Genomic DNA, 17,248 nt, shown 5'->3' with positions numbered 1-17,248 from the left:
GCGGGTGTAGCTCAGTTGGTAGAGCGCAACCTTGCCAAGGTTGAGGTCACGAGTTCGAGCCTCGTTACCCGCTCCAAAAAATCGGTCGCACCGATGTTCAGCTGCAAGGCCGAATGAAATGCGCGGGTGTAGCTCAGTTGGTAGAGCGCAACCTTGCCAAGGTTGAGGTCACGAGTTCGAGCCTCGTTACCCGCTCCAATTCACGGGAGATTCGATCAGTCGGATCTCCCGTTTTCTTTGGCACTTTGCGCGCAGCCTCTGACACGCAGGGGTTTGTTGGCTGCATCTAACGGTACTCCGTGAGGCAACGCGCAAAGCGCCTGATCTTTTCTGCGGCCCGGATAATTCCGCTCGCCGCCCGGGTGGCGAAATCGGTAGACGCAGCGGACTTAAAATCCGCCTTCTGGAAACGGAAGTACGGGTTCGAGTCCCGTCCCGGGCACCAAGCCTTCAAACGGTCAGCGCGTGCTGGCCGTTTTTGCTTTCCGGCTGCCACGCCTGAACGGCTATGTCTTTCCAGCCCAGCACCTGCGCGAGCCACGCGCGCAGCGCCGCGGGGTTCCCACTCGTTTCGACGGCGAGGGACGGCTCTCCCGTGCTGGCTCCCCAGAGATCGGCCGCACGTCGCGCGACGGCGGTCTCGATGCGTAGCAATTTGACGGATGGACCGAGCGCCGCCTGCCACAGCGGCTCGATCAGCGGATAGTGCGTGCACCCCAGCAGCGCCGTGTCCACGCCGGCAGCGCGCAGCGGCGCGCAGTAGTGCTCGACGAGGGCGCGTAGCTCAGCGCTGGCGAGGTCACCAGCTTCGATGCGGTCGACGACGCCGGGGCAGCCCTGCACGACGACTTCGTGCGCACCGGCGTGCCGCTCGACCAGCGCAAGCAGCCGAGCGCTTGTTGCCGTGGCCGGCGTGGCCAGCAGGCCGATCCGGCCATTGCGCGTCGCCGCAACCGCGGGTTTGATGCCTGGCTCGGTGCCCACGAAGGGAAGGGTGGGCCAACGCGCGCGCAGCGCCTCGATGGCGTGCGCCGTGGCCGTGTTGCAGGCAACGACGATGAGCTCGGCGCCGCTGGCGATCAGATGTTCGGCGATGACCAAGCTGCGCTGTTGGATGTCTTCGGGCGTGCGAGCACCGTAGGGGGCATAGGCCGTATCGGCGAGGTAGCGCAGGCGTACACCGGGCAGCAGCTGGCGCAGTTCGTGCAACACCGTGAAGCCGCCGACACCGGAGTCGAAGATGCCGATTTCTCGGCTCGGGGAGGGATCGATCTGCATGGGCGCGAGCAGTCTAGCTTCGCGATTCGAGAGGCCTCCCCAAAAAGAGTTCCCCCAGCGCTGTCCGGCGTCTGGCTAGAATCGAACGATCGTGCTTTTTTAAGCGCAGCTCTCCCGAAGAGCGCCCGTAGAATCTGGTTAACGTTTACGTCAATTCGAGCTGGAGTTTTCGATGAAGGTCTTGGTTCCTGTCAAACGCGTCGTCGACTACAACGTCAAGGTGCGCGTCAAGAGCGACGGCACGGGCGTCGACATTGCCAATGTGAAGATGTCGATGAATCCCTTCGACGAGATCGCCGTCGAAGAGGCCGTGCGCCTGAAGGAGAAGGGCGTCATCACCGAGGTGATCGCCGTGTCCTGCGGTGTCACGCAATGCCAGGAGACCCTGCGCACTGCCATGGCCATCGGTGCCGACCGCGCCATCCTGGTGGAGACACCTGCAGATCTCGAACTGCAGCCACTGGCCGTCGCCAAGCTGCTGAAGGCGCTGGTCGACAAGGAAGGCCCGAGCCTGGTCATCCTCGGCAAGCAGGCCATCGATGACGATTGCAACCAGACCGGCCAGATGCTGGCCRCGCTGACGGGCATGCCGCAGGGCACGTTCGCCTCCAAGGTGGAGGTGGCCGGCGACAAGGTGTCCGTTACTCGTGAAGTGGACGGCGGCCTCGAGACCGTGTCGCTGAGCCTGCCGGCCGTCATCACGACCGACTTGCGCCTGAACGAGCCGCGTTACGTGACGCTACCCAACATCATGAAGGCCAAGAAGAAGCAGCTCGACATCGTCAAGCCTGCCGACCTGGGCGTGGACGTGACGCCGCGCATCAAGACGCTGAAGGTCAGCGAGCCGCCCAAGCGCGGCGCTGGCGTGAAGGTGGCCGATGTGGCCGCTCTCGTCGCCAAGCTGAAGAACGAAGCCAAGGTCATCTGACCGCTCGCCCCCGATTTGGAGACTTTGAGATGACCGCACTCGTCATTGCAGAACACGACAACGCCCACATCAAGGGCGCCACGCTGAACACCGTCACTGCTGCCGCTGCCACGGGCGGCGAAGTGCATGTGCTGGTGGCCGGCCACAACGCCGCCGCCGCCGCCGCCGCTGCCGCCCAGATCGCCGGCGTCACCAAGGTGCTGCACGCCGACTCGGCCGCGCTGTCCGAAGGCCTGGCCGAGAACGTCGCCGCGCAAGTCATCGCGCTGGCGTCTGGCTACAGCCACCTGCTGTTCCCCGCCACCGCTGCGGGCAAGAACGTCGCACCCCGCGTTGCCGCGCTGCTGGACGTGGCTCAGCTGAGCGACGTGACCAAGGTCATCAGTGCCGACACCTTCGAGCGCCCGATCTACGCCGGCAACGCCATCGCCACCGTGCAGAGCAGCGATGCGACCAAGGTGCTGACCGTTCGCACGACGGGCTTCGACCCGGCCGCTGCATCCGGTGGTTCGGCTGCCGTCGAAACCGTGGCCGCCGCCGCCGACAGCGGCAAGAGCAGCTTTGTCGGCCGTGAGGTGACCAAGAGCGACCGCCCCGAGCTGACCGCCGCCAAGATCATCGTGTCAGGTGGCCGCGCGCTGGGCTCGAACGACAAGTTCATGGAGGTGCTGACCCCGCTGGCCGACAAGCTCGGCGCGGCCCTCGGCGCTTCGCGCGCCGCCGTTGACGCGGGCTACGCGCCCAACGACTGGCAGGTGGGCCAGACCGGAAAGATCGTCGCCCCCCAGCTCTACGTGGCTTGCGGCATCTCGGGCGCCATCCAGCATCTGGCCGGCATGAAGGACTCCAAGGTCATCGTCGCGATCAACAAGGACCCGGAAGCACCGATCTTCTCGGTGGCCGACTACGGCCTGGAAGCTGACCTGTTCACGGCCGTGCCGGAACTCGTCGCCGCGCTGTAAATCCACGCGCCACCGCACTCCGGGCGCCCCGACTTCGTCTGTCGCGGCGCCCTTTTTGCCTCTTTCAGGAGTAACCAATGAGTTACCGCGCCCCCGTCAAGGACATGCTCTTCAACATCCAGCACCTCGCCGGTCTGGAGACCCTAACGAAACAAGTCCCTGCCTTTGAGGACTTCGGCCTGGACACGGCCGCCGCCGTGCTGGAGGAATGCGCCAAGCTGACGCAGGACGTCATCGCGCCGCTGAACTTCGAGGGTGACAAGAACCCGTCGAGCTGGAAGGACGGCGTGGTCACGACGACACCCGGCTTCAAGCAGGCCTTCCGTGCCTACGCGGAGGGCGGCTGGCAGGGTTTGGTCCATCCGACCGAATTCGGCGGCCAGGGCGCACCCAAGACGATTGCGGCGGCCTGCAACGAGATGCTGCAGTCGGCCAACATGAGCTTTGCGCTGTGCCCGCTGCTGACCGATGGCGCCGTCGAGGCGCTGCTGACCGCGGGCAGCGACGAGCAGCGCGCCGTCTACATCCCCAAGCTGCTGGACGGCTCGTGGACCGGCACGATGAACCTGACCGAGCCGCAGGCGGGCTCCGACCTGGCGCTGGTGCGCACGCGCGCCGAGCCAGTGGGCGATGGCACCTACAAGATCTTCGGCACCAAGATCTTCATCACCTACGGTGAGCACGACATGGCCGAGAACATCGTCCACCTCGTGCTGGCCCGCGTCGTCGGCGCGCCCGAGGGCGTGAAGGGCATCAGCCTGTTCCTGGTGCCGAAGTTCCTCGTCAATGCCGACGGCGCGCTGGGCGCCCGCAACGATGCGCACTGCGTGTCCATCGAGCACAAGATGGGCATCAAGGCCAGCCCGACGGCGGTGCTGCAGTTCGGCGATCACGGCGGCGCCGTGGGCACGCTGATCGGCCAGGAGAACCGCGGCCTGGAGTACATGTTCATCATGATGAACGCGGCCCGTTACGGCGTGGGCCTGCAGGGCATTGCGATCGCCGACCGCGCGTATCAGAAGGCCGTGGGCTATGCGAAGGACCGCGTGCAGTCGCGCCCGGTGGACGGTTCGGTGGCTGGCAGCGCTGCCATCATTCACCACCCCGACGTGCGCCGCATGCTGATGACGATGCGCGCGCTGACCGAGGGCTGCCGCGCGATGGCGAGCACGGCCGCAGCGGCCTTCGATGCGGCCCATCACCATCCCGACCCGGATGCGCGCAAGCAGAACCAGGCCTTCTACGACTTCATGGTGCCGCTGGTGAAGGGCTACAGCACCGAGATGAGCCTGGAGGTCACTTCGCTGGGCGTGCAGGTGCATGGCGGCATGGGCTTCATCGAAGAGACCGGTGCGGCGCAGTACTACCGCGACGCCAAGATCCTGACCATCTACGAAGGCACGACGGCCATCCAGGCCAATGACCTCGTGGGCCGCAAGACGGCGCGCGATGGTGGCCAACTGGCCCGCGCCGTGGCCGGCCAGATTGAGGTGACGGAAGGCGAACTGGCCAAGCGCGACAGCGTCGCCGCTCGCGCTGTGCTGAAGGCCCTGCGCGCCTCGCGTGAGGATTTCCTCGCCGTGGTCGACTTCATCGCCGGCTCGGCCAAAAGCAATCCGAATGCGGCCTATGCCGGCTCGGTGCCCTATCTGATGCTGGCGGGCAACCTCGTCGCTGGCTGGCAACTGGCCCGCGCTTTGATGGTGGCGGAAGACGCCTTGGCGACTGACAAGGAATTCATGGCCGCCAAGATCGTGACCGCGCGCTTCTATGCCGAACACATCCTGCCGCGTACCAGCTCACTGCGTGCCGCCATCATTGATGGCGCGGACAGCGTGACGGAACTCAGCCTCGAAGCTTTCTGACGGAGTCCAACTTGGCCCTGCCTCCCATCCTGAAGAACCTGCCGCTGCCCGCCATCGGCTCGCCGCTGTTCATCATCAGCAACCCCAAGCTCGTCATCGAGCAGTGCAAGGCCGGCATCGTCGGCTCCATGCCGGCGCTCAACGCGCGGCCGGCCGAGTTGCTCGACGAGTGGCTGGCCGAGATCACCGAGACGCTGGCGGCCTACAACCGCGCCAATCCGGACCAGCCCGCCGCGCCGTTTGCTATCAACCAGATCGTGCACAAGAGCAATGAGCGGCTCGAGCACGACATGCAGGTCTGCGCCAAATACAAGGTGCCCATCGTCATCACGAGCCTGGGTGCGCGTGAAGACGTGAACAACGCCGTGCATGCCTGGGGCGGCATCGTGCTGCACGACATCATCAACAACAAGTTCGCCAGGAAGGCCATCGAGAAGGGCGCCGACGGCCTCATCGCGGTGGCGGCCGGTGCGGGCGGTCATGCGGGCGTGAAGAGCCCGTTTGCGCTGGTCCACGAGATCCGCGAATGGTTCGACGGCCCGCTGGCGCTGTCGGGCTCGATGGCCACTGGCGACGCCATCCTGGCCGCCCAGGCCATGGGCGCCGACCTGGCCTATATCGGCTCGGCCTTCATCGCCACCGACGAGGCCCGCGCGACCGACGCCTACAAGCAGATGATCGTGGCCAGCAACAGYGACGACATCGTCTACAGCAACCTCTTCACCGGCGTGCACGGCAACTACCTGCGCGGCTCCATCATTGCTGCCGGCATGGACCCGGACAAGCTGCCCGAGAGCGACCCGAGCGCCATGAACTTCGGCGGCAGCGCGGCCAAGGCCTGGAAGGAAATCTGGGGCAGCGGCCAGGGCATCGGCGCGGTGCGCGAGGTGCTGCCGGCTGCGGAGCTGGTGGCGCGGCTCAAGCGCGAGTACGCGGCAGCGCGGGCGCGCCTGGCGCTGAACTGACGCGGCGCCTGGCTTGCCACGATGGCCGCCTGCGGGCGGCCGTTCTTCTTGGTGGGATGGAGCCCACCAACCCTAGGCTCAGGCGCGGAGGTTCGTCGCTACCATCGCGGCCCCCAACCGTTTTCATCGATCCGCAGATGCCCTTGAAGCCCAAAGCCATCCTCGTCTACAGCGCCGCCCTCCTGTTCAGCCTCCAGGCCGCCGCCCAGGAGCCCCAGCCGCCCCAGCCTGCGGATGCCCCGGTGGCGGCTGCGGCCGAGCCTGCGGCAAGGCCCGCTTCGGCGAGTGACGCCAAGGTGCTGCCCCGCTTGTCCGTGCGTTGGGACTGCGGCGACTGCGAGCAGAACCCCAAGGTCGGCCCGCTGATCGAGCAGACCTACGAAGCGCAAGCGACGTCCAAGGGGTACAGCGTCGCCCCCGCCGAGAGTGCCGAGGTCGTCATCAAGGAATACCGCCAGCGTCCCCCGGCTGCACGCGTCATGCTGGGCATCTTTGCGGGCAAGGACAAGCTGGCCACCAGGCTGAGCTTTCRCGGCAAGGAATACGTCGCCAGCGACTATTCGGCCAATGCCTTCCAGGGCATGAACAGCCTGTGCGAATCCGTGGCGAAACAGGCGCTGGCTCAGGTGCTGTCGGCGATCAAGGAATGAGCGAGCTCCACTGACCGTGGTCTGCCACCTGATGCGACGGCCGCCCTCGGGCGGCCGTTTCCTTTGGCGGGTTTCCTGTCCCTGAAGCGGGCGACTCATGAAAACGTCTCGCACGGGTTTTCCATGAAACCGCTTTCTCGCCTCTCCCAGGAGGATGCGATGCAAATTTGAAAGCGCTTTCAATGCGCTTTTGGATAGCGACCTGACCCCGGGAGCGGCTGCATGCCGGGGCGCGCAGTAGGTCTTCGCAGTCGAGACACCGGCCAGGGAAGGGCCATGCCGCCCCTCCCAGCGTTGGGACCCCGAACGCCCCGCGGATCCCCACGACGAGCGGGCAAGGAGACAAAGGTGAATCTTGTTTTGCGTTGCTTGCGCCTGCTCGGCGTTTGCTGGTTGCTGGCTATCTCAGGTCTTTGCCTGCTCGGCACCACCTCGGCCCTGGCCCAGGACTACACACAGGGTGTCGAAGTCAGCGGCACCACGGCCACGATCTGGTTCAAATCCAATGTGTCGACCACCTGGGTCGACGCCCACTACACGGTCAACAACGGCCCGCAGCAGAACATCCGCATGATGGCGGCCAACGGCCGCCATGAGCAGAAGCTCACCGTCGCCACCGGCAACGTGATCGGCTACTGGTTCACCTACAACAACGGCACGCCGGCCTACGACACGCCCAAGTTCAGCTACACGGTGGGCACCAGCACGGCCGCCGGCCCCGTCTGCTTCTACGCCGATGTGAACTACACCGGCGACAGCTTCTGCGCCAGCGCGGATTCGAGCTGGATAGGCGCCGCGTGGAACGACCGGGTTTCGTCCGTGAAGGTGCAGGCCGGCTACCAGGCGACGCTGTTCAACGACGTCAGCTACGGCGGCGCTTCGTTGGTGCTGACGGCCAACGAGCCCAACCTCGTCAACCGCGGCTTCAATGACCTGACGTCCTCCTACCGCGTCGGCACCAACACCAACACCGGCAGTTGGAACGGCCGCACCACCTTCAACATCGTCAACCAGACCGCCGGCCGCTGGCCCGATGACCAGGTCTATTGGGCCATCATCGGCAAGGACTGGGACACGGGCAAGTTCGTGCGCGTGGATGCCGCGGGCAACTTCATCCCCATGGCAACAAGCGACAACGGCGCGCTGACCAAGGGTGGTCAGACGTACACCAACTACTTCCACAAGCTCAGCAACACCCGCTCCATCACCATCCCGGCGCTGAACTCGGCCCGCGTGCTGATGTCGGTGGGCTCGCCGATGTACATCAAGGTCGTCGTCGACGGCAACGGCAACATCGGCTATGCCGGCGCCAACATCGAGAACCCGACCGACCCCAACATCGACGTCTACTTCGACTTCGGCGAGATGGCCATCATCCCGCTGGGCCAGCCCGACCAGGGCATCTTCATCAACACCACGCGTGTCGACCACTTCGGCTTCCCGCTGAAGCTGCGCGTCCAGGGCCTGGGTGGCTACGACCAGACCGTGGGTGAAGCGCTGACCGAGACGCGTGACCAGCTCTTCAGCAAGTTCATCGCCGAAGTGCCGGCGCAGTTCAAGCCTCTCGCGCAGGCGCCGTACTCGCCGTACCGGATCATGGCCCCGGCCCACGGCACCTTCAAACCCGGCCAGGCCAACGCCAGCTACCTGCAGCCCTATATCGACGCCGTCTGGGCCCGCTACCGCAACGAAGACCTGGTCTTCACGCTGCAGAACCTGGGCACCTTCCGCGGCCGTGTCAGCGGTGACCGCTTCACCTTCACCGGTGGCTCGCCGGCGGGCACCTTCTACATCAACGGCAAGCCCGACACGGCCATGGTGCTGCTGGGCGCCGGCCTGCTGGCGGACGCGAGCGGCAACCCGACCAACACGGGCACGCAGTTGCAGCTGCAGGCCCAGATCTGCGCCGCGCTGAACCGCCACGTGATGGAGCAGCCGGCCAACTGGTACGTGCAGACCGCCCATTACCCAGCCGGCCAGCTGGGCAACTGGTACGCCAAGTTCTGGCACGACCACAGCATCAACAAGAAGGCCTACGGCTTTGCGTATGACGACGTGGGCGACTTCAGCCCGTCGTTGCACACGACGGCGCCGACGACGGTGACGTACACGATCGGCTGGTAAACCGGTCCTGCCGCCTGGCCGTCAACGCTTGGCGTTGATGCGCCAGGCCGGCAGCGTCCACCCTGTCCACAGCGCCAGGCCGCGCAGCAGCACCGCTGTGCCGGCCGCAGCGCTGATGGCGGCCCACTGCGGCGCGTCCAGCCGCACGGCCGCGACCAGCACCCAGCCGCCGACGAAGCTGCACAGCGCATAGGGCCGGTGGTCATGGAAGGCGGCGGGGATCTCGTTGCAGACGATGTCGCGCAGCACGCCGCCGAAGGTGGCCGTGATGACGCCCATCAGCACCGCGACGATGGGCGGCTGGCCCATGTCCAGCGCGATCAAGGCGCCGTTGGCCGTGAACAGGCCCAGCCCCAGTGCATCGGGCCACTGGATGGCCTTCTCCGTCAGCGCCAGGTGGCGCCGGCGCAGGAAGAGCATGGCGGCGAAGGACAGTGCCATCAGCGCCCACAGCCAGTCCGCATGCTCGACCCAGAAGAAGGGCCGGCGGTCCAGCAGCACATCGCGCAGCGTGCCGCCGCCAAAGGCCGACAGGCCCGCGACGATGCACAGGCCAACGACGTCGAGATGCTTGCGCGCGCCGGCCAGCAGGCCGGACAACGCGAAGGCCAGGGTGGCCGTGATCTCGACGACGGACTGGATCGTCGAGAAGTTGATGATGGGCGGCTTGATCACCCCAGCGTCATCTTCCACCGGGGTTGCTTGCGGGCCGAGCGCCGGGCCGCTCCCTAGCCGGCCCGCCCAGGCGATGTGCTTGCCGGTCGAACCGGCAAGCATCGCCGTCCCCTCGGGGGACCGGCCAAGGTATTCCTTGGCCGAGGGGCTTTACTTCACTGTGGCCCATTTGGCTTGCGGGGCATCGTTGGCCGAGTGCGGGATGGTCAGACCGGCCTTCATGGCCCAGGGGCGCACCTGGTGGTGGATGGGGATGAAGAGGAACTCGTCGCGCGTGCGCTTCAAGGCTTCTTGCATCAGCGCCAGGCGCTTGGGCACGTCGGTCTCGACCTTCATCTGCTGCACCAGTGCGTCGACCTTGGCGTCGCTGACCTTGGAGAAATTGCCCTTGCCATCGGCGCCGCCGGTCTTGGTATGGACGATATCCTGCAGCGTGTACTGCGCATCAAAGGTCGTCACGCCCCAGCCATACATGTACAGCGGCAGCTCGTAGCGCTGCATGGCGGCCGAGTGCTGGGTCATGGGCTGCGTCGACAGCTTGGCCTTCACGCCGATGCGCGTCCACATCGACACCACCGCCTGGCAGATCTCTTCGTCATTGACGTAGCGGTCGTTTGGGCAGGCAAGCGGCACCTCGAAGCCGTCCGGGTAGCCGGCCTCCGTCATCAGCTGCTTGGCGCGCGCCACGTCGGGCTTTTGCACCGTGTCCAGCTCGGCCGAGTGGCCGTAGGCGACGGGCGCCACCATGATGGCCGCCGGCACCGACAGGCCGCGCATCAGGCTGCGCTTGATGGCCTCGCGGTCGATGGCCAGTGACATCGCCTCGCGCACGCGCTTGTCCTTGAAGGGGTTCTTGCCCTTCACGTTGCTGCCCTTGATCTCTTCGCTGCCCAGGTCCAGCGCGAAGAAGATGGTGCGGTTCTCGGGCCCGTCGATGACCTTGAGCCGCGGGTCGGCCTTGAGCTTGGCGACGTCCTGGGGTGGCAGGTCGGTCAGCAGATCGAGGTCGCCAGACAGCAGGGCGGCCACGCGGGTTGCGTCGGACTTGATGGGCAGATAGGTCAGCTCTGAGATATTGCCCTTGGGCTTGTCCCACCAGTCCTTGTTGGCCACCATGCTGATGCGCTGGTCCGGCTGCCAGGCCGTGATCTTGAACGGCCCCGTGCCCATCGCGTTGCGGGAGGCATAGGTGTCCTCCTTGGCCTTGAAGTCCTGCGGGTTCTCGGAGCGGTTCTTGGTCGCCCAGGCCTTGCTGACGATGCGCACATAGGTCAGGTTGCGCGTCAGCACGGGGTTGGGGCCTTCGAGCATGAAGTCCACCGTGTGGTCGTCGATCTTCTTCACCTCCTTGATGCCGGAGGCATAGATGATCATGTTGCTGGCCGGGTGCTTGATGCGCTGCAGGCTGAAGACGACATCATCCGCCGTGAAGGGCGTGCCGTCATGGAACTTGACGCCGCGGCGCAGGTCGAAGCGCACCTGCGTGGGCGTCACAAAGGTCCACTTGGCGGCCAGTGCCGGCTCGACGTCGAACTTCTCCGTGTAGCGGGTCAGGCCTTCATAGGCGTAGCCGGTGATGGTGGACGTGGCCGAGTGGTTCTGCGAATGCGGATCCAGCGTCTGGATGTCGTTCTGGGCCGCCCAGCGCAGTGGGTCGGCCGTGGCGGTCAGCGCGGTGGCCAGCCAGGCGGCGGCCCAAAGGGTGGAGATTTTCATGAGCTTCATGGAAGGGTGGTGAAGCGGGCCTCGAAGGTGTCGTTCGAGCGGTGCAGGGTGTTGACGCCGGGTTTCATGGCCCAGGGCCGGATCTGATGATGCACCGGAATGAAGAGGAACTCGTCGCGCACACGCAGCAAGGCCTCGCGGATCAGCGCGTTGCGGGCGCTCGCGTCGGGCTCGAACTGGATGCGCTCGACGAACGTGTCCAGCGCCGCGTCGGCGAGGTGGTTGAAGTTCTGGCCGCCGTTGCCGCGCGCATCGCGGCTGTGGCCCCAGGCCTGCAGGCCCTGATGGGCGTCGTAGGTCGGCATGGAAATGCCGATCAGGTAGAACGGCGACTCATAGCGTTCCAGCGCCTGGATGTGCAGGCTCATCGGCTGGGCGTTGAGCCGCACCCGCACGCCGATGCGGGCCCACATCGCCACCGCGGCCTGGCAGATCTGCTCGTCGTTGACGTAGCGGTTGTTGGGGCAGCGCAGCGGCAACTCGAAACCCTGCGGGTAGCCAGCCTCGGCCAGCAGCTTGCGGGCCTTGTCGGCGTCGAGCTTCAGCGGCGTATCCAGCGCTGCGTCGTAGCCGGTGACGCCAGGCGGCACCATCAGCGCTGCGGGCACCGACAGGCCGCGCATGATGCTGCGCTTGATGGCCTCGCGGTCCAGAGCAAGGGTCAGCGCCTCGCGCACGCGCTTGTCCTTGAAGGGGTTGCGGCCCTTGACGCTGGAATCGCGCAGTTCCTCGCTGCTTTGGTCCATGGCGAAGAAGACGGTGCGCACCTCGGCGCCCTCCATCAGCTTGAGGCGCTTGTCTGTCTTGAGCCGCTGGTAGTCCTGCGGCGGCACGTCGGTGACGAGGTCGACATCGCCCGACAGCAGTGCCGCCACGCGCGTGGGCGCCGACTTGATCGGCAGATAGGTCAGTTCGGTGATGTTGCCCTTGTTGCTGTCCCACCAGTCCTTGTTGATGACCATCTGCACGGCCTGGTCGGGCTGCCAGCTGACGAGTCGGTAGGGGCCGGTGCCGTTGGCGTTGCGCGAGGCGTAGTTCTCCTCCTTGGCCTTGAAGTCCTCGACATGGCTGGCGTGGTTGCGCACCGCCCAGGCGCGGCTCAGGATGGCGAAGTTGACGAGGTTCTGCAGCAGCAGCGGTGCCGGTGCCTCCAGCATCAGGTCGACCGTGTAGTCGCCCAGCTTGCGGATCTCGCGGATGCCCGACACATAGGCCTGCATCGCGCCCTGCGGCTCGCGGATGCGGGCGAAGCTGAAGACGACGTCATCCGCTGTGAAGGGGCTGCCATCGTGGAACTTCACGCCGCGGCGCAGCTCGAAGCGCACCTGGGTGGGCGACACATAGCTCCAGCGCGTCGCCAGCGCGGGCTCGGGCTGGTAGTTCTCGCCCCGCCGCGTTAGGCCCTCGTAGACCTGGGCGGCAATGGTCAGCGAGGTGGTGTGGTTCTGCGAATGCGGATCCAGCGTCAGGATGTCGTTCTGCGCGGCCCAGCGCAGCGGGGCCGCGCTGGCGGACAGGGCGGCAAACAGCCCGCAGGCCAGGGCCGTGAGAACGCCATGTCGCGCCCTCACTTGATGGTGGTGTAGCGAGCCTCGAAATAGTCGTTCGAGCGGTGGATGGTCTCGACGCTCGGCTTCATCGCCCAGGGTCGGATCTGGTGGTGGATGGGCACGAAGAGGTATTCGTCGCGGATGCGCAGCAGGGCTTCCTTGATGAGGGCGTTGCGCTTGGGCACGTCGGGCTCGAACTTGATCTTCTGGATCAGGCCATCGAGCGTCGCGTCGCTGACCTTGCCGAAGTTGAAGTTGCCGTCCGCGCCGTTGGTGCGCGTGTGGCCCCAGGCCTGCATGCCGTAGAGGGCGTCATACGTGGAGACGCCCCAGCCCAGCATGTAGAACGGCGACTCGCCGCGCTGGAAGGTCTGGCTGTGGGTGGAGAAGGGCTGGGCGATGAGGCGCACCTTGACGCCGATCTTGGCCCACATCGACACCGCCGCCTGGCAGACCTGCTCGTCGTTGACGTAACGGTTGTTGGGGCAGYGCAGCGGCACCTCGAAGCCCTGCGGGTAGCCGGCCTCGGCGAGCAGCTTGCGGGCCTTGTCGAGGTCGGGCTTGAGCGGTGCATCGAGTGCTGCGTCATAGCCGTTGACACCCGGCGCAATCATCAGTGCTGCCTGTACCGACAGGCCACGCATGATGCTGCGCTTGATGGCCTCGCGGTCCAGGGCCAGGTTCATGGCCTCGCGCACTTTTCTGTCCTTGAAGGGGTTCTTGCCCTTCACATTGGACTCGCGCAACTCCTCGCTGCCCTCATCCATGACAAAGAAGACGGTGCGGATCTCCGAGCCTTCCAGCAGCCTGACCTTGCCTTCTTCCTTCAGCTTGAAGAAGTCCTGCGGCGGCAGGTCGGTGACGATGTCGACGTCGCCCGACAGCAGGGCCGCCACGCGCGTCGGCGGAGACTTGATCGGCAGATAGCTCAGCTCGGTGACATTGCCCGGGTTCTTGTCCCACCAGTCCTTGTTGGCCACCATCTTGACGGCCTGGTCGGGCTGCCAGCTCACCAGCTTGTAGGGCCCGGTGCCATTGGCATTGCGGCTCGCGAAGTTCTCTTCCTTGGCCTTGTAGTCCTGCGTGTTGGTCGTGTTGTTCTTGGTCGACCAGACCTTGCTCATGATGGGGAAGCTGATGATGTTCTGCAGCAGCATCGGCGTCGGCGCCTCGAGGATGAAGTCGACGGTGTGGTCGTCGATCTTCTTGACCTCCTTGATGCCCGAGACATAGGTCTGCTTGGTGCCCTGGGGCTGGGTGATGCGGCCGAAGCTGAAGACGACGTCGTCGGCTGTGAAGGGCGAGCCGTCATGGAACTTGACGCCCTTGCGCAGGTCGAAGCGCACCTGGGTCTGGGAGAGGTAGGTCCACTTGGTCGCCAGCGACGGCTCGGGGCGGTACTCGCGGCTCAACCGCGTCAAGCCCTCGTAGATGTGGGTGCCGATGGCGTTGGAGGTGTTGTGGTCCTGCGAGTGCGGGTCCAGCGTCAGGATGTCGTTTTGTGCGGCCCAGCGCAGTGGGGCGGCAGTGGCCACTCCCAGCGTCAGTGCGGCCAGCAGGGGCAGGAGTCGGAGCAGAGATTTCATGCGGCTTTCCTTGAGAATGGCAGGACGGCAGAAGCCAAAAATACTAGCCGCGACCCCGGGGGTGCCGGCTACGGTTTTCCCTCGGGTTCTAGTGAGCAATCGCAACCGGCACCCGCGGCGATCCAGCGCTTCACCAGCCAGCCGCCCAACTTCCCGATGAAGCCGCTCGGTTGCGCCGCTAGTGCGCCGCACACATAGCGTGCGCCGTCCCAGCGCAGTGCGACGCATGCACCTTTGAGGCGCCGGCTCAGCACGACGCCCAGCGGGCAGGGCTCGGCCAGGCAGCAGACGCCGCAGCCGTTGCAAGCCTGGCCGAACGCGGGCTTGGGCGGCGCGTCGGGGTGGATTTGGATGATCCGTGTCTGGCCCATGGGTTGAATCATGGGCCAGAAGATGGCCCGGACCGCAGCGCCTGCCGCAATCGGCCTGCCACCTCGCCCGCCTGTTCGGTCCTGACATTGGTGAAGCCGATCAACAGGCCCTGGCCGGCCTCGTGCTGGACGGCATGGGCAGACAGCGCGGACGGCGCCAGGCCCTGAGCGCGGGCGCGCCGGACCAGGCCGGTGTCCGGCTCGTGTCCGGGGAAGCGGGCCAGCAGCGTGAGGCCGCCCTCGGGAGCCGCCAGCTCGATGCCGTTGCCGAACTCAGCTTGGAGAGCGCGGGTCAGCGCCACGCTGCGTTCGGCATAGCGAAGCCGCATGCGGCGCAGGTGCCGGGCGTAGTGGCCACCGGCCATGAAGGCGGCCAGGGCGGCCTGTTCCTGTTGGGCATGGCCGCGGTGGGACAGTTCGCAGGCAGCGGTCGTGGCCTCGACCCAGGCAGCGGGTGCGACGAGATAGCCCAGCCTCAGCCCGGGGAACAGCGTCTTGCTGAAGCTGCCGGCATAGAACACACGGTCGCGCCGGTCGACGCTTTTCAGTGCTGCCGGTTTGCGGCCGACGTAGTGGAATTCGCTGTCGTAGTCATCTTCCAGCACCCAGGCGTCGGCGGCCTGGGCCCAGTCGAGCAGCGCCTGGCGGCGTTGGAGTGACAGCGCCACGCCCAGCGGGCTCTGGTGGCCAGGCGTGACGACGGCGAGCCGGGCGGCCGGGTGGTGTTGCCGCGCATAGGCCACGTCCAGGCCGGCCACATCGACCGGGATGAAGGCCAACTGCAGCTGCGCCGCTTCCAGTGCGCGCCGGGCGAAGCGGTAGCCGGGATCCTCGAACCAGACTTCCGCGCCAGGCGGCGCCACCAGGCCCACCACCAGCTGCTGTGCGGCCTGGTAGCCGGCCGTGACGAAGACCTGAGCGGGGTCGCACGCAATGCCGCGCGACACCAGCAGGTAGGCCGCGATGGCGGCGCGCAGTTCCGGCAGGCCGCGCGGGTCGGGGTAGCAGAAGCGCTGCGCGTCCAGACGCCGTGCCGCGCCGGCCGTCAGGCTGGCCCAGAGCGTGCGTGGGAACAGGTCCAGCGCCGGCAGGCCGCCGCGAAAGGGCCAGAGGTAGTCGTCGGGCAAGGTGAAGGCCGCTGCCCGCGCGATGGCAGGCGTCGCGCCCTGCATCAGGCTGCCCGGCTTCAGGTCGGGCGCCACCACGGTGCCGGCAGCGCCGCGCCCCAGGATGCAACCCTCACCGGCCAGCCGCCCATAAGCCGCGTCGACGGTGCCGCGTGCGACATTGAGCTGGGCGGCCAGGCTGCGCGTGGACGGCAGGCGCGCGCCCGGCGCCAGCCGGCCGTCGGCGATGGCCTCACGGATGCGCTGGTAGACCTGCTCCTGCAACGGTTGGGCCGACGCGGTTTCGAGGCGCAGCGCATCCAGCGGGGAGGGGGGAGGCAGTGCGCTCATGGCCCAGTCAATTCGCGTGGATTTGGCTCTGTTGGATCGGGCCATTCTCCGGGAGAGTCTGGACATGGACACGCAGCTTCGATCCTCCACCGCCGACATGGGAGCCAGGGCACCGCTCTCCGCGGCCCGGCAGGCCCTCGCACTCGCGCCGGCCCTTGCGGCGATGAGCTACCCGTTCTGGCTGCGGGCCTTCCATGCCGTCGGCCCGCAATGGCCTCTCGCGGCGCTGCCGCTGCTGGCCGCCTTCGCGATGCCACTGGTCGCCGCGCTGCTGTGGCTGCGCGCGGCCCGCGCGGCGCCCCGCTCGGTCTTCGAACTCCGGGCGCGCCGACTGGCCCTGCTGGGCGTCGCGGCGCCGCCGCTGTTCGTGTTCTGCGCCTTCCTGTTGGGCGTGCTGGGCCGCCCGATCTCCGAGCCGCTGGCTTGGGTGGCCGCATGGTTGGCCGCTGGCCTGTGGGCGTGGGCGGCCCCCCGCAGGGCCGAGCCCGTGACCGCCCCGCCGGCGGACATGACCGCGCGCGCTGCCCATGGCGTGGTGGCGGCGATGGTGCTGGCCTTCATCGGCTTTCACCTCGTCAACCACCTGTTCGGGCTGCTGGGCCCGCAGGCGCATGCGGCCGTCATGAAGGCTGGGCGCGGCGTCTACCGCATGCCCGCGGTCGAAGCCATGCAGGTGGCGCTGCTGTTGCTGCAGCTCTGCCTTGGCGCGTGGCTGGCCTGGCGCTGGAGCCGGTTGCGCATGGATGTGTACCGCGCCGTGCAAGTGATGACAGGTGTCTATCTCGGCTTCTTCCTGCTCACGCACATGAACTCGGCCCTGGTGTCGGCGCGCACCTTGCGAGGCATCGAGACCGACTGGGCCTGGGCCTCGGGCGCGCCGCAAGGCTTGCTGCTGGACGCCTGGAATATCCGCCTGCTGCCGCACTATGCGCTGGGCGTGTTCTGCGTGCTCGCCCACCTGTGCTGCGGCCTGCGCAGCGTGCTGCTGGCGCATGGCTGGCGGGCGGCGAGCGTCAACCGCGGCTGGCTGGCGGGTTTGATCGCCGCGGCCGCGGTATCGACACTCATCGTGGCCGGCTTGTGCGGCCTGCGGTTGCCCGGCGCTTGAGTCC

Annotated in this window: 14 protein-coding genes and 3 tRNA genes; 10 read left to right on the top strand and 7 right to left on the bottom strand. The window is 66.7% G+C overall.

Annotated elements, in window-relative coordinates:
- The 3 genes from ACXJKJ_RS25495 to ACXJKJ_RS25485 all read left to right on the top strand — a co-directional run bounded on the left by ACXJKJ_RS25495 (position 1) and on the right by ACXJKJ_RS25485 (position 445).
- Positions 1 to 76 (top strand) — tRNA-Gly (locus ACXJKJ_RS25495).
- Positions 77 to 122: 46 nt separating this feature from the next.
- A tRNA-Gly gene (locus ACXJKJ_RS25490) sits at positions 123 to 198 on the top strand.
- Positions 199 to 356: 158 nt separating this feature from the next.
- Positions 357 to 445, top strand: a tRNA-Leu gene (locus tag ACXJKJ_RS25485).
- A gap of 5 nt (positions 446 to 450) precedes the next feature.
- Here ACXJKJ_RS25485 and murI read toward each other — a convergent pair.
- Complete coding sequence (murI, locus tag ACXJKJ_RS25480) at positions 451 to 1,278, bottom strand: glutamate racemase (RefSeq protein ID WP_056198236.1); 828 nt, start codon at positions 1,276 to 1,278, stop codon at positions 451 to 453.
- A 172-nt stretch (positions 1,279 to 1,450) separates the two neighbouring features.
- Here murI and ACXJKJ_RS25475 point away from each other — a divergent pair, with 172 nt between their 5' ends.
- From ACXJKJ_RS25475 to ACXJKJ_RS25450, 6 genes are all read left to right on the top strand, one after another.
- A complete protein-coding gene (locus tag ACXJKJ_RS25475) occupies positions 1,451 to 2,206 on the top strand; it encodes an electron transfer flavoprotein subunit beta/FixA family protein (protein WP_457393495.1) in 756 nt (251 codons plus the stop codon).
- A 29-nt stretch (positions 2,207 to 2,235) separates the two neighbouring features.
- On the top strand, positions 2,236 to 3,168 hold the full coding sequence (locus ACXJKJ_RS25470) for an electron transfer flavoprotein subunit alpha/FixB family protein (RefSeq protein ID WP_457349632.1): 933 nt from the start codon (positions 2,236 to 2,238) through the stop codon (positions 3,166 to 3,168).
- 77 nt (positions 3,169 to 3,245) lie between these two features.
- A complete protein-coding gene (locus ACXJKJ_RS25465) occupies positions 3,246 to 5,033 on the top strand; it encodes an acyl-CoA dehydrogenase (RefSeq protein WP_457393493.1) in 1,788 nt (595 codons plus the stop codon).
- A gap of 11 nt (positions 5,034 to 5,044) precedes the next feature.
- Positions 5,045 to 5,998 carry an NAD(P)H-dependent flavin oxidoreductase gene (locus ACXJKJ_RS25460; RefSeq protein WP_457393491.1) on the top strand — a complete coding sequence of 318 codons (954 nt, stop codon included), beginning with the start codon at positions 5,045 to 5,047 and terminating at the stop codon, positions 5,996 to 5,998.
- 143 nt (positions 5,999 to 6,141) lie between these two features.
- Positions 6,142 to 6,648 (top strand): hypothetical protein, encoded by a 507-nt coding sequence (locus tag ACXJKJ_RS25455; RefSeq protein WP_457393489.1) that lies wholly within the window; start codon positions 6,142 to 6,144, stop codon positions 6,646 to 6,648.
- 348 nt (positions 6,649 to 6,996) lie between these two features.
- The gene (locus tag ACXJKJ_RS25450) at positions 6,997 to 8,772 is read left to right on the top strand and encodes a beta-1,3-glucanase family protein (protein ID WP_457393487.1); all 1,776 of its coding nucleotides are present in this window, start codon (positions 6,997 to 6,999) and stop codon (positions 8,770 to 8,772) included.
- Between the two features lie 21 nt (positions 8,773 to 8,793).
- Here ACXJKJ_RS25450 and ACXJKJ_RS25445 read toward each other — a convergent pair whose 3' ends face one another.
- From ACXJKJ_RS25445 to pdxR, 6 genes are all read right to left on the bottom strand, one after another.
- Positions 8,794 to 9,549, bottom strand: coding sequence for a trimeric intracellular cation channel family protein (locus ACXJKJ_RS25445; protein ID WP_457393485.1), 756 nt, complete (start codon positions 9,547 to 9,549; stop codon positions 8,794 to 8,796).
- A 48-nt stretch (positions 9,550 to 9,597) separates the two neighbouring features.
- A complete protein-coding gene (locus tag ACXJKJ_RS25440; RefSeq protein WP_457393483.1) occupies positions 9,598 to 11,163 on the bottom strand; it encodes an ABC transporter substrate-binding protein in 1,566 nt (521 codons plus the stop codon).
- A gap of 5 nt (positions 11,164 to 11,168) precedes the next feature.
- Positions 11,169 to 12,743 carry an ABC transporter substrate-binding protein gene (locus ACXJKJ_RS25435; RefSeq protein ID WP_457393481.1) on the bottom strand — a complete coding sequence of 525 codons (1,575 nt, stop codon included), beginning with the start codon at positions 12,741 to 12,743 and terminating at the stop codon, positions 11,169 to 11,171.
- Complete coding sequence (locus ACXJKJ_RS25430; protein ID WP_457393479.1) at positions 12,740 to 14,308, bottom strand: ABC transporter substrate-binding protein; 1,569 nt, start codon at positions 14,306 to 14,308, stop codon at positions 12,740 to 12,742. Before ACXJKJ_RS25430 ends, ACXJKJ_RS25435 begins: the two co-directional genes overlap by 4 nt.
- 68 nt (positions 14,309 to 14,376) lie before the next feature.
- A complete protein-coding gene (locus ACXJKJ_RS25425; RefSeq protein ID WP_157281759.1) occupies positions 14,377 to 14,679 on the bottom strand; it encodes a hypothetical protein in 303 nt (100 codons plus the stop codon).
- An 8-nt stretch (positions 14,680 to 14,687) separates the two neighbouring features.
- Complete coding sequence (gene pdxR, locus ACXJKJ_RS25420; protein WP_457393477.1) at positions 14,688 to 16,136, bottom strand: MocR-like pyridoxine biosynthesis transcription factor PdxR; 1,449 nt, start codon at positions 16,134 to 16,136, stop codon at positions 14,688 to 14,690.
- Between the two features lie 64 nt (positions 16,137 to 16,200).
- Here pdxR and ACXJKJ_RS25415 point away from each other — a divergent pair, with 64 nt between their 5' ends.
- Positions 16,201 to 17,244 carry a hypothetical protein gene (locus tag ACXJKJ_RS25415; protein WP_457393475.1) on the top strand — a complete coding sequence of 348 codons (1,044 nt, stop codon included), beginning with the start codon at positions 16,201 to 16,203 and terminating at the stop codon, positions 17,242 to 17,244.
- Positions 17,245 to 17,248: the final 4 nt, after the last annotated feature.

This window comes from Roseateles sp. P5_E1 (genome assembly GCF_054049335.1).
The sequence above is the reverse complement of the archived record's forward strand: the minus strand, read 5'-3'. Positions and strand labels throughout refer to the sequence as shown.

Bases quoted from the DNA above. Each gene is read 5' to 3' on its own strand.
- murI (WP_056198236.1), bottom strand. From the start codon at position 1,278: ATGCAGATCGATCCCTCCCCGAGCCGAGAAATCGGCATCTTCGACTCC.
- ACXJKJ_RS25470 (WP_457349632.1), top strand. From the start codon at position 2,236: ATGACCGCACTCGTCATTGCAGAACACGACAACGCCCACATCAAGGGC.
- ACXJKJ_RS25465 (WP_457393493.1), top strand. From the start codon at position 3,246: ATGAGTTACCGCGCCCCCGTCAAGGACATGCTCTTCAACATCCAGCAC.
- ACXJKJ_RS25445 (WP_457393485.1), bottom strand. From the start codon at position 9,549: ATGCTTGCCGGTTCGACCGGCAAGCACATCGCCTGGGCGGGCCGGCTA.
- ACXJKJ_RS25440 (WP_457393483.1), bottom strand. From the start codon at position 11,163: ATGAAAATCTCCACCCTTTGGGCCGCCGCCTGGCTGGCCACCGCGCTG.
- ACXJKJ_RS25425 (WP_157281759.1), bottom strand. From the start codon at position 14,679: ATGGGCCAGACACGGATCATCCAAATCCACCCCGACGCGCCGCCCAAG.
- pdxR (WP_457393477.1), bottom strand. From the start codon at position 16,136: ATGAGCGCACTGCCTCCCCCCTCCCCGCTGGATGCGCTGCGCCTCGAA.
- ACXJKJ_RS25415 (WP_457393475.1), top strand. From the start codon at position 16,201: ATGGACACGCAGCTTCGATCCTCCACCGCCGACATGGGAGCCAGGGCA.